Source organism: Komagataeibacter melaceti (assembly GCF_003403295.1).
In the GTDB taxonomy this organism is placed as follows: domain Bacteria; phylum Pseudomonadota; class Alphaproteobacteria; order Acetobacterales; family Acetobacteraceae; genus Komagataeibacter; species Komagataeibacter melaceti.
The window spans coordinates 20552-32254 of sequence record NZ_QUWV01000099.1; the positions used below are offsets into that span (position 1 = coordinate 20552).

The following is an 11703-nucleotide window of genomic DNA, read 5'->3' on the forward strand; positions in this document are numbered from 1 at the left end:
GGCGAAAGAACATACCCGCGCGGACAAAAAAACACCTTCGCGGCAAAATGGGCGGGAGCGTAATCCTACAACCGCCAGATCAGCGGTGTATGTGACAGGAAAATCAGGCACAGCCCGCCAAAGAACAGCACCCGGAACCCCCGGTTCGCCCCGGTTTCCAGAAAGTCATCACGCGTGAGGATCTGCATGAAGGAATCGGATATGCGGCCGCGCGCATCAACCGGCAGCGCCGCCAGCCGCGCGCGCCATGCATTGCGGTGGCGGGCCTGCTCGGCATGGGAAATGTTGGCCCGGCGGTAGAGCCTGTCCACATAGTCATCAAGGTCTTCGATACGGAACATCACTTCCCGCCCGTTGCGCATGGCCGCATGGGGGCCAGCCCGTACCAGGCGCAGGCATCGCAGCCGCAGCAGCGTGATACCGACATATTCCGCCGCCTCGCGCAGCGGCAGCATGCGCTTGAGGGGGAACATGTGTACTGTCGCCTGCGGATCATCTGAAGAGGATGATGTAGGGACGGTCATGACATGGAGCGTCAACCATCCCGCCCGCCGGAGTCAATGGGAATATGCCCCCCATACCCTTATGTGAGGGCATATGACCTATAGGCCGCCTTTAGGGTCAGCGGCAGACCCGGCGGCTGCCATCGGCGGCGATATAGGTGCCGGTCTGGGCGTCAAAACAGGCATTGGCCGCGCAACTGCTGACAGTGGGCGTGATGTCGGGATGGACCATGGCCCCGAGGCTGTTGGCCTCACGCGCCGCATGGCCACACAGGGGCGTATCCGCCGGTGCGGACGGGTCGTTGGTCAGCACGATGCCCGAGGGTGGCGCAGTTTCCTCCCCCGTCAGGCCGGGGGCAAAACCCTGCGGCGGGATGCGGCCCGGCGTGGCCTGCGCCGCCGCCGCGCGCGGGGCGGGCTTATGGGCGGGCTGGGCCGCGCAGCCAGCCAGCAACACCATGATGGCACCGGTAATGGCGGGGGCAGATCGTCTCATCGTCGCATGTCCTGTCCATGGCGTCATAGGTCCAGATCCCCCTGTGCCGATGTGCCGGGGCGCACGGGGCGGGCGGCGACCTGCCCGTCGGCAAAGGTCAGGGTCACCTGTGCGGCCCGGCGCGCCTGCGCGGCGTGCGACAGGGGTTTTCCCGCCCGGTCCGTCACCAGCACGTATCCCCGCTCCAGCACCGCCTGCGGCGAGAGCGAGGCCAGACGCCCGCCCTCTCCCGCCAGCCGGCTTGCACATGCGCGCCACTGCGCCACCAGCACCGCGGGCGGCACGCGCAGTCCCTGCAACAGTGCGCCCCGGCGGCCGAGATAGGTGTTCATGGCCTGCTGGCAGGCGGTCCCGGCACGGGCAAGGTCGGCGCGGCGCAGGGCAAGGATCATCTGCGGGCCGGGCAGGCGGTCGGACGCGCTGCGCAGGCTGGCGCGCCGGTGCTTTATGTAGGTGGGCCATGCCAGATCCAGCCGGTAGCCCCGGTCATCCAGCCGCCGCCGCGCGTTTTCCATGACGGTGGGCAGGTCGGGCAGGCTGGACGCCGCCCGGTCCAGACGCGCGCGCAGCCGTTGCAGCGTGCTCCCCAGCCCCCCGCGCAGGCGTGCATCACGCTGCGCCAGACCGGCCTCGAGTTCCGCGCGCACCGGCACCGCCAGTTCGGCCGCCGCCGTGGGGGTAGGCGCACGGCAGTCGGACACGAAATCAATCAGCGTCGTATCCGTTTCATGGCCCACGGCGGAAATGACGGGAATACGGCATGCAGCCACCGCGCGCAGCACGCCTTCGTCATTAAAGGCCATGAGGTCTTCCAGCCCGCCGCCGCCACGCGCCACGATCAGCACATCGGGACGTGGCAGGCCGGATGCGCCATCAATCGCATCGAAACCGGCAATGGCCTGGGCAATCCGTTCCGCCGCCCCCTCCCCCTGCACCGGCACCGGCCAGACCAGCACGGGATGCGGGAAGCGCCGCGCGATCGTGGTGCGTATGTCATGCAGCACGGCCCCCTGCGCCGATGTGACAACCCCGATCACGCGCGGCAGGAACGGCAGGGGCCGCTTGCGCCCGGCATCGAACAGCCCTTCCGCCACAAGCCGCAGGCGCAGCCGCTCGATGCGGGCCAGCAGCGCGCCCTCGCCCGCATATTCCAGCCGGTCGATCACCATCTGGTAGGACGAGCGTTCGCCATAGGCAGAAATCTTGCCGGTGGCGATGACTTCAAGCCCACTTTCGGGCTTCAGGCCCAGCCGCGAGACCGTGCCGCGCCACACCACGGCGGAAAGCTTGCCCCCTTCATCCTTGAGCGAGAAATAGAGATGCCCCGAGGGGTACCGCTTGAACTCGGTAATCTCACCACGCACGCGGATGCGGCCGAACGTACCTTCGAGCGTACGGCGGATGGCGCCTGAAATTTCGGCAACCGAAAATTCAGGGGTATTGCCGCCCATGGCCGGGCCGGAGTCGGGAAACTGTTCATCCATCGGCACAAGGTATGATAGAGACGGCCACCCCGAAAGGGCAGAGATGAAAAACGGAGAAACAAGAGTGATGCGGGTGCTGCTGGTTGGATCGGGCGGACGGGAACATGCCATGGCCACTGCCATCGCGCGCTCGCCATTACTCGACACCCTGTTCATCGCGCCGGGAAATCCGGGCACGGCGGCGCTGGGCACGAACTGCGACATACGCGCCGATGACGTGCCGGGCCTGATCGCGCTGGCGCAGCGTGAGCGCATCGACCTGGTCATTCCCGGCCCGGAAGCCCCGCTGGTGGCGGGCATTGCCGATGCGTGCAGGCAGGCGGGCATTGCCTGCGCCGGCCCCACGCAGGCCGCCGCGGCACTGGAGGGCAGCAAGACCTTCACCAAGGAAGTCTGTGACGCAGCAGGCATTCCCACCGCGCGCTGGGCGCGGTTTGACGCGGCTGAACCCGCGCTGGACTACGTGCGCCGCCATGGCGCGCCCGTGGTGGTCAAGGCCGACGGGCTTGCGGCGGGCAAGGGCGTGGTCGTGGCGCTGGATCTGGCGCAGGCGGAGCAGGCGATTACCGACATGATGACCGAGGGCACGCTGGGGCAGGCGGGCCAGAGCGTCGTGATCGAGGACTGCCTGATGGGCGACGAGGTCTCGCTATTCGCCTTCTGCGCGGGGGAGACGGCGGTGCTGATCGGCGCGGCGCAGGACCACAAGCGCATTGGCGATAACGACACCGGCCCTAATACCGGCGGCATGGGCGCGGTCTCGCCCCCCGCCGGTTTTGACCGTGCGCGGCAGGAAGCAGCGCTCGACCTGCTGGTGCGCCCCATGCTGCGCGAGATGGCGCGGCGTGACACGCCGTTCACCGGCATCATCTTCGCGGGTCTCATGCTGACACAGGACGGCCCGCAACTGATTGAATATAACGTCCGCCTGGGCGACCCGGAGGCCCAGGCCCTGCTGATCCGCCTGCAAAGCGACCTGCTGGCTGCGCTGGCCGCCGTGGCGGCGGGCCAGCTTGAACAGACGGATATCCGCTTTTCCACGCAGGCGTCGATCAGCGTAGTCATGGCCGCGCGCGGCTACCCCGGCAAACCCGTAACGGGCGGCGTGATCCGCAATATCGATGCCGCCAATGCCCTGCCGGGCGTGCAGGTGTTCCAGGCGGGCACGAAGCTGGACAGCCATGGCGAGATCGTTGCCGCCGGTGGGCGGGTGCTGAGCGTCTGCGCAACGGGGGATACGCTTGAGCAGGCCCGTGACCGTGCCTATGCGGCGGTGAAGGTGATTGACTGGCCCGATGGCATCTACCGCCACGACATAGGCCAGCGCGCGCTGGCGGCGCAGGGCTGATCCCCCTCGCCCACCGCCGCCTTCCCCTACCCGGCATCGCCACGGGGGCGGCGTGCGGTGGCCTTCCGATATCATTTCCTGTACGGAACATGGTGCCCCCATAGTCCGAAAAGCCTGTCGCCATGCCCCCCCAGTCAAAAACCGTCCTGATCGAAGGCCAAGGCCTGCATGGCGCCGCGCGCGCACGCGCCATGACGGCGGTGGCACTGTCCGTACTGCTGGCGCTGCTGGATTACGCCATTGCCAACGTGGCGCTGCCGACCATTGCGGACGACATCCACGTCTCCCCCGCCTCGGCCATATGGATCGTCAATTCCTACCAGCTTGCCAGCGTGGTCTCACTACTGCCCATGGCGGCCCTTGGCACGCGCATAGGGTTCGCGCGGCTGTGCCAGATCGGGCTGGTGCTGTTTACCGTGGCGTCCCTGTTCTGCGCGCTGTCACATACACTGCTGGTCCTGTCACTGGCGCGCGCGGTGCAGGGGGTTGGCGGTGCGTGCATCATGAGCGTCAGCATCGCGCTGATCCGGTTCATCTACCCGCATGCCATTATCGGGCGTGGAATCGCGCTCAATGGCGTGATGGTGGCGCTGGGCGTGGGGGCTGGTCCGACCGTGGCCTCCATCATCCTGACCTTCGCCACATGGCCGTGGCTGTTCCTGATCAACATTCCGCTGGGCCTGACGGCGCTGGGACTGGCGCTGGTGTCGCTGCCACGCACGCCCGTAAACCCCGGTTCGTTCGATGCGCCGAGCGCCGTGCTCAACGTACTGGCGTTTGGCGCGCTGATCATGGCGGGGGATTCGGTTGCGCACCACGCCGGGAGTGGCCGCGTCGTGGCGCTGATCGTGACCGGGCTTGTGGCGGGCTGGCTGCTGGTACGCCGCCAGCATGGGCAGGCGCACCCCATGTTCCCGCTCGACATGCTGCGTATCCGCGCCTTCCGCATGGGTACGGTGGTCGGATTCTGCGGCTTTGTCGCCTCGAACCTGTTCATGGTCTCGTTCCCGTTTACGCTCCAGTCCCTGTTTCACTACCCGGCGGCCACCGTGGGGCTGCTCATGACGCCATGGCCGGTTGGCATCATGGCCGTCGCCCCCCTTATCAGCCGGCTGGCGGACAGGATCTCGGCGGCCATCCTGTCCTCGGTCGGGCTGTTCATAACCGCGCTGGGGTTTCTGGCGCTCTACCTGCTGCCGCCTGCCCCCGGCTGGTTCGACATCGCCTGGCGCATTACGGTAGCGGGCATGGGGTTTGGCATTTTCCAGCCACCGAACAACCGGATCATGATGGTAACGGCCCCGCCCGGGCGCTCGGGCAGCGCGTCGGGCATGATCCAGATTGCGCGGCAGTGCGGGCAGGCCACCGGGGCGATGTGTGTGGCCATGATCTTTGGCCTGATCGCGCATGGCGCGGAACGTAGCTGCCTGGCCTTTGGCGCCGCTGCCGCCATTGTGGGCATGCTGTGCAGCGCCATCCGCCTGGTCCAGCCGGGTGCGGGACTGGCCCGTAAAGCATAGGGAATTTGGGGTAAGGCTCTTTTCAGGACGCTTCAGGTAACGCCGCCTTTTTAAAAAAAGGCAGCACCCAAAAACTTCTTATTTTTTATAACTTATCAAGACTTTCCGCTGGTCTTCTCATCGCCCACCAGCATATTTAGCAACACGCCGGACAGGATGCACAGCAGCACGCCATTACCCAGCAGGAGCCGCCACAGCCCTGCAAGATGGGTGAACAGGTCCGGGCACGCCATGGGCAGTACGCCCAGCCCGATGGACACGGCGGCGATCAGGCCATTGCGTGTACCCTCAAAACGGACATGCAGCAGTTCGCGTATGCCACCAATCGTGGTCATGCCGAACATGACCAGCCCGCATCCCCCCAGCACCGGCGGCGGGAGTGCGGCGATCAGCGCCCCCAACTTGGGGAACAGCCCCAGCCCGATCATGACCAGCCCCGCCGCCGCCACCACGAAACGGCTGCGGATGTCGGTTATGGCGATCAGTCCGGTATTCTGCGTAAAGGCATTATAGGGGAAGCTGTTGAACAGGCCGCCAAGGACGGTGGACAGGCCATCGGCCCGCAGCGCACCCGCTATGGTGGTGTCGGTCACCGGCATATCGACCACCCGCCCGATGGCAAGGCAGTTGCCGGTGGTCTCCGCAACGATGATGACCATGCTCAGGAGCATGATGACCACCGGCATGACATGGAATTCCGGCAGGCCGAACGCAAAGGGCATGCTGATGGCGAACCACGGCGCATCCGCCACCATGCCGTAATGCCCCATGCCACACAGCGCGGCCAGGATGCTGCCCGCCAGCAACCCCACCAGCACGCTGATATTGGCGACAAACCCCTTGCCCCAGGCCTGTACCGCCACGGTGATGAGAATGGTGATGAACGCCAGCGCCAGATTCGCCACGCTGCCAAAGCCCGGACTACCGGGCGCGCCACCGCCCCCGATCCACCGCCCCGCCACCGGCACCAGCGTCAGCCCGATGATGGTGATGAGACAGCCGATCACCACCGGCGGGAAAAACCGCATGAGCCGCGCCATGACCGGGGCCATCAGCACCATGGCCACGCCCGCGCCAATGACCGCACCAAAAACTGAAGGCACCCCGTAAATCTGCCCGATCAGCAGCATGGACGCCAGCATGGCAAAGGACGACCCCTGCACGATGGGCAGGCGCGACCCGAATTTCCAGAACCCCACACTCTGCACGATCGTGGCGATGCCCGATGTCATGAGCCCGCAATTGATCAGCAGTACTGTCTGGGCAGCGGACATGTGCATGGCGGCGGCAAAGATGAGCGGCACCGCCACCGTACCCGCATACATGACCAGCGCATGCTGGAGACCAAAGGCGAACAGCATGCCCGCAGGCAGCATTTCATCAACCGGGTGTGTTGTGCCCGTTGTCACGATCCATTTCCCCAGGCTACAGGCCGCACCCACCATATGAACGGGACGGCACTGACGCAAAGAACCCCGCCTTTGAACAAAGGCGGGGTTCCCCATGCGTGAGAGTGATCAGAAAGAAGTGGAGACCGTGCCCGTCATGGTGAAGCGCGGTTCAACCATGAAGGAGTTGCCTTCAGCCAGACGGCCGTTGGCGGCACCGTAGAACACGGGGTAGGTCGATCCACCCTGCTGGCCACCGTGATAGATCGCGCCCATCGCACCCGTCCGGACAATGGAGCCGGTCAGGTTGGTGAAGTTCAGACGGAAGGTCGGCGACTTCGCATACATGAACGGCTTGAAGTGATAGCCAAGCGACAGGGTATCCGTCACGTAGCCGGGGATACGCTCGCTGTTGTCAAGCGCCACCGACTGCGGGCCGGTGTAGTGCAGGCTACCGTTGGCAAAGAAGCCCTTGTACTTATAGGTCAGGCCGAAGTTCGCCATGATGCGCGGCGCCATGATGGCCTGCTTGCCCTTGGCCGCGTAAGTAATGCCGGAGTTGGGGTCCGTAACGTTCGAATCCTGTGTCGCATGCAGGTATTCAAACGATGCATACGGGCTGAAACCATGGAACGGACGGGTCGCGATCATGGCGTCGAAGCCGCGCATGGTCTGGTTACCCGCTTCGATCGGCATGTACTGGTTGGCGCCGATATAGGTATCCATGAGGCGGTTGGTCACGTTGTAGTTGAACAGTGACAGATCAAACATCACGTATTTGTCGTGGTAACGATAGCCCAGCTCTTCCTTGATGGAATACTGGTTCTTCAGCATCTTGGAATACTGCGGGTCCAGCCAGCCCAGATCGGTTGCACTCGGCTCACGGAAGTCACCTTCCGCGTTGATGTAGATCTGGTGGTGATCGTTAAAGGTATAGCCGATGGACAACTGCGGCAGCGGCTCCGTGGTGTTGGCGCCCATCCGGCCGGAAGCCGTGCCGTTCTTGCCATAGACCCATGACCCGGTGTTGGGGTTGGAAGTCCATCCCTTATCCCACGCATCGGACATGACGAACTTGAAGCCCGCATGGATCTGCAGCTTGTCGTTGAAGTATTTTGCCGTGTCCTGAATGAACAGGGCATGCAGTTCGTAGCCTGCATTCACACCAGTCGTGCCAAACCCCGTCTGCTGATAGGCTGCCCAGTTCGGGCTGGGGTCAGCACCATTGGCCATGGTGCTGCTGGTCGGATAGTTCTGGATGGTCTGGTTGTTTTCATACCAGTAGCCGAACGACAGGTAGTTGTGCTTGTCGAGATGACGTCCCATCTTCGCCACGACACCAACCTGACGCGCTTCATTTTCCAGGAAGTAGGCGGTCGAGTTATTCTGGCCCTGCTTCACATCCCAGTACGGGCTGCCGTTGGCGTTGGTGCCCGACGGTGACACATAAGGCGTGCCGTTACCCGGCGAACCATCCCAGCCCTGACCGAAGCTGAAATAGGGCTGCAGGTCGAACGTGAACTTCGCGGGCAGTACGACATGGACCGGCGCCGTCAGGAAGATCTGGTTCCAGTGGTCGTTGTTGTTCTTCCAGTAGTTGTCACTGGTCGGGTCGGAGTTGCGGCCGTAGCCGGTGCCGTTGTGCTTGTATGCCTCAAACGCCTGGCTGTCGGGATAGGCGTCAATCGTGAAGTCTTCGTAGTTCCAGGACACGAACAGCCGTGCATTGGACCCGTTGTCCCAGTCCTTCTGCAGCCCGAAATCGATGTGCTTGCGCGAGTTGATGCCCGAACCCATCCATGAACGCGAATGCGTGTTGGAGAACGAGAAGAAGCTGCGCACGCCGGTGTTGCCGATGTCACCCGACTCAAGGCGGATGAACTCACGCGACATGTTGTTCGTCCCGTAGGAGAAATCCGTCATGCCGCCGAATTTGTGCGATGCCGTGTGGGAACGCTCGCTCAGCACGCCGCCGGCAGCGGACATGACCGGCAGGTCGGTGCCCGCGCTGCCCGGCGTGACTTCCACGCTCTCGAGGTTTTCGGAATCGATGTCTTCGTTGAGGTATTTGGCAGCCGCCGCGGGCGCGCCGTCCAGCATAAGCCCCATGTCCAGATCGGTCAGGCCACGTGTCTGGATCTGGCCACCTTCCATGCCCGAAGGATCGGGCGTGGTCACGTTCATGCTGGGCAGGTTCTTGACCAGATCGAGCGCGGTGCTGGTCGGGTTGCGCATTTCGATGAACTGCTTGCTCACGGTCTGGACCGCATGGGGAGCCGTTTCCAGCCGCATCATGCCGCCACCGCCATCATTCGCATGCCGCGACGAGGCGACACGGATGACTTCGGGGTCCTGATGGTTGACCACACCGGCAGGCTTTGCCGCGGCCGTGGTCGTGGCCGGTTTCGCGGCAGCTGTGTGCTTCGGCGCCGTGGCGACACGCTTCGTGGCCTGCTGCTGCGTCTGATCGGGCGTTGCCGCCTGTGCCAGCCCATCAGCCCCCGTGGCGATACAGACCGTGCCCACCAGGCACGACATGGCACGCAGGCGCGCCTTCAGCCCTGGCATGCCCAGCCCCGCAAGGCCGGTACGACCACCTGCGTTCCGTACCTGGCGTTTTACCGCGCTATAAATATCCCGGCCCGTCTTCATTCATTCCCCCGCGATCTGTTTGCGCCCCGATGCCTCGGCGGCCCTACGGTCTTCCAGTGGCAGCCATCCCCGTCTGCCATAACCACCTTGTGGCCTGTCCTGTTACCGGTCATGCCAAGGTAGTTACGGAAACTGAACATTCCGCATATATGTTGACTTAAGAAATACACATGAGCGCGGAAAGTTTAAAAAACGCAACACGCTGTTTATCTATTTAACAACACCATGCCGCCACATGACACGGATTATACCATCTTACTGAAAAACAACAATTTTGTTTGTTTCTGATAATGGTTTTCATAACAGGATGCGGCGGGAACGCTGCCAACAATGTGGGCTTTGTGGCTTTGCTGCCACAGACCGGACAGGTCTCCTGCCTCAAAAAAAGGCATTTCCATCCGAGAATCACGACATAAAAAAAACGGCCCCTCCCGCAGGAGAAGCCGTCTCATCTGACCAGACTGTACAATAAATCAGAAATACACAGTGTTACTGCGCATCCATGAACTGGTCGCTGCCAACAATACCCAGCTTGCTCACGCCCAGTCGCTGCGCATCCGCCAGAACCCGCGCCACGACCTTGTAACTGGCCAGGCGGTCGGGGTGGATGTGCATCTCGGGCTGGACCGGCTGCGCTGCCGCTTCGGTAAAGCGGGCCCGCAGGTCCGCGTCATCCGCAACGGGTTCGCCATTCCAGGTAATGGTGTTGTCAAAATCAATCGCCACCGTATCCACCACCGGGTCCGGCTGTGGCTGGGACGGCGGCGGGTTGCCCTGCGGCAGGTCGATCGAGACTGAATGCGTCTGGAGCGGAATGGTGATGATCAGCATGATCAACAGCACCAGCATGACGTCAATCAGGGGCGTGGTATTGATATCAACAATACCTTCATCCTCTGTCGTGCTGTTTGAGCCGACATTCATGCCCATGGTGTCTACTCTCCCGAAAATGGCCGGGGGATGAACCCCGGCCGGGAATGGATATCAGCCGTGCGGCTGCTCGGTAATGAAGTCAATGTGGACGATACCCGCCTGCTGACAGGCCGCGATGACCCGGCCCACACCTTCATAATGCGCCGCCTGGTCCCCACGGATCTGGATCTGTGGCTGCGGGTTCTCCACCGCCACATGCTCCAGGTGGGATTCAAGGTCGGCATAGCTGGTGAGCGGCGTCTCGTTCCAGTATGTCTCCCCCTTCGGCGTCACCGCAATCACGACGTTGTTCTGCAACGTCCGGGTGGGCTGGTTGGCATCCATCGGCAGGCTGACCTTGATGGTATGCGTCGCAACGGGGATGGTGATCAGGAAGATGATCAGCAGCACCAGCATGACGTCGACAAGCGGTGTGGTGTTGATGGCCGACACCACCTCGTCTTCATCGTCGCCACCTCCAACTTGCATACCCATGATCAGGCCACCCGGTTATCGATAGTCGTTGTGGTCGGGGAGTTGTCGGGATGGATGGTGATGTCGCCACCATGACGATAACCACCCATCAGGATCGACTGCACGTCGGCCGCGAAGTTGCGGATACGGTCCATCGCACCCTTGTTACGGCGCACCAGCAGGTTGTAGCCCAGAACCGCAGGCACGGCGGTGCCCAGGCCGATGGCGGTCATGATCAGGGATTCACCCACCGGACCGGCAACCTTGTCGATCGAGGCCTGACCCGCGATGCCGATGGCCGTCAGAGCGTGGTAGATACCCCAGACCGTGCCGAACAGACCCACGAACGGAGAGGTCGAACCCACGGTGCCGAGGAAGGCAAGACCGCCCTGCAGCTTGGTCTGGATCACGTCAACCGAACGCTGGATGGACATCGTGGTCCAGGAATGCAGGTCGATGGATTCCTGCATCGTGCCTTCGTGGTGTTCGGCAGCCTTCACGCCCGTATCGGCAATGTAGCGGAACGGGGAGTTGGCGGGCAGAGCGGCGGCGCCGTCCTTGATGGAGCCCTTGGTCCAGAAATCGCTGACCACCTGCTTGGCAGCCGCCATGACGCGGGCCTGCTCGAAGAACTTGGTGATCATGATGTACCACGTGCCCAGCGACATGAAGACCATGATCAGCAGGACGCCACGGGCAATGAAGTCACCATTGGCCCACAGCGCGCCCAGACCATAGGGGTTGCCTTCCGGTGCCTTGGGCGCTTCTTCCGCCGGCGGGGTCGCATCCGCGGCGGGAGCGGGTGCCGGGGCCGGAGCGGGCGCTTCAGCCGGGGCCGCATCCGTGGGCGCGGGGGCCGGGGCGGCGTCGGTCGGGGGTGCCGTCTGCACGGGCGGGACATCCGCGCCCGGGGCCGGGGTTACGGG

The 11703-nt window shown here is 63.5% G+C and carries 10 protein-coding genes; 2 read left to right on the forward strand and 8 right to left on the reverse strand.

What is annotated here, in order from left to right; translation table 11 throughout:
• Nucleotides 1-65 precede the first annotated feature (65 nt).
• The 3 genes from DY926_RS11595 to xseA form a co-directional block, all read right to left on the reverse strand.
• A complete protein-coding gene (locus DY926_RS11595; RefSeq protein WP_116703519.1) occupies nucleotides 66-473 on the reverse strand; it encodes a DNA-binding protein in 408 nt (135 codons plus the stop codon).
• Between the two features lie 148 nt (nucleotides 474-621).
• Nucleotides 622-999, reverse strand: a complete 378-nt coding sequence (locus tag DY926_RS11600; protein WP_116703520.1) for a BA14K family protein — start codon at nucleotides 997-999, stop codon at nucleotides 622-624.
• 23 nt (nucleotides 1000-1022) lie between these two features.
• On the reverse strand, nucleotides 1023-2483 hold the full coding sequence (gene xseA / locus DY926_RS11605; protein WP_116703521.1) for an exodeoxyribonuclease VII large subunit: 1461 nt from the start codon (nucleotides 2481-2483) through the stop codon (nucleotides 1023-1025).
• A gap of 67 nt (nucleotides 2484-2550) precedes the next feature.
• Here xseA and purD point away from each other — a divergent pair, with 67 nt between their 5' ends.
• Nucleotides 2551-3831: a phosphoribosylamine--glycine ligase gene (purD, locus tag DY926_RS11610; RefSeq protein ID WP_116703522.1), complete on the forward strand. Its 1281-nt coding sequence runs from the start codon at nucleotides 2551-2553 to the stop codon at nucleotides 3829-3831.
• Nucleotides 3832-3953: 122 nt separating this feature from the next.
• Nucleotides 3954-5351 (forward strand): MFS transporter, encoded by a 1398-nt coding sequence (locus tag DY926_RS11615; protein ID WP_116703523.1) that lies wholly within the window; start codon nucleotides 3954-3956, stop codon nucleotides 5349-5351.
• 95 nt (nucleotides 5352-5446) lie between these two features.
• Here the strand turns inward: DY926_RS11615 and DY926_RS11620 are convergent, their stop codons facing one another.
• The 5 genes from DY926_RS11620 to DY926_RS11640 all read right to left on the reverse strand — a co-directional run.
• The gene (locus tag DY926_RS11620; protein ID WP_241503183.1) at nucleotides 5447-6760 is read right to left on the reverse strand and encodes a nucleobase:cation symporter-2 family protein; all 1314 of its coding nucleotides are present in this window, start codon (nucleotides 6758-6760) and stop codon (nucleotides 5447-5449) included.
• Between the two features lie 108 nt (nucleotides 6761-6868).
• Nucleotides 6869-9391 carry a TonB-dependent receptor gene (locus DY926_RS11625; protein WP_116703524.1) on the reverse strand — a complete coding sequence of 841 codons (2523 nt, stop codon included), beginning with the start codon at nucleotides 9389-9391 and terminating at the stop codon, nucleotides 6869-6871.
• A 489-nt stretch (nucleotides 9392-9880) separates the two neighbouring features.
• Nucleotides 9881-10321 (reverse strand): ExbD/TolR family protein, encoded by a 441-nt coding sequence (locus tag DY926_RS11630; protein ID WP_116703525.1) that lies wholly within the window; start codon nucleotides 10319-10321, stop codon nucleotides 9881-9883.
• Nucleotides 10322-10375: 54 nt separating this feature from the next.
• On the reverse strand, nucleotides 10376-10798 hold the full coding sequence (locus DY926_RS11635) for an ExbD/TolR family protein (RefSeq protein WP_116703526.1): 423 nt from the start codon (nucleotides 10796-10798) through the stop codon (nucleotides 10376-10378).
• A gap of 2 nt (nucleotides 10799-10800) precedes the next feature.
• On the reverse strand, nucleotides 10801-11703 hold a 903-nt coding region (locus tag DY926_RS11640; RefSeq protein WP_116703530.1), incomplete at its 5' end, for a MotA/TolQ/ExbB proton channel family protein.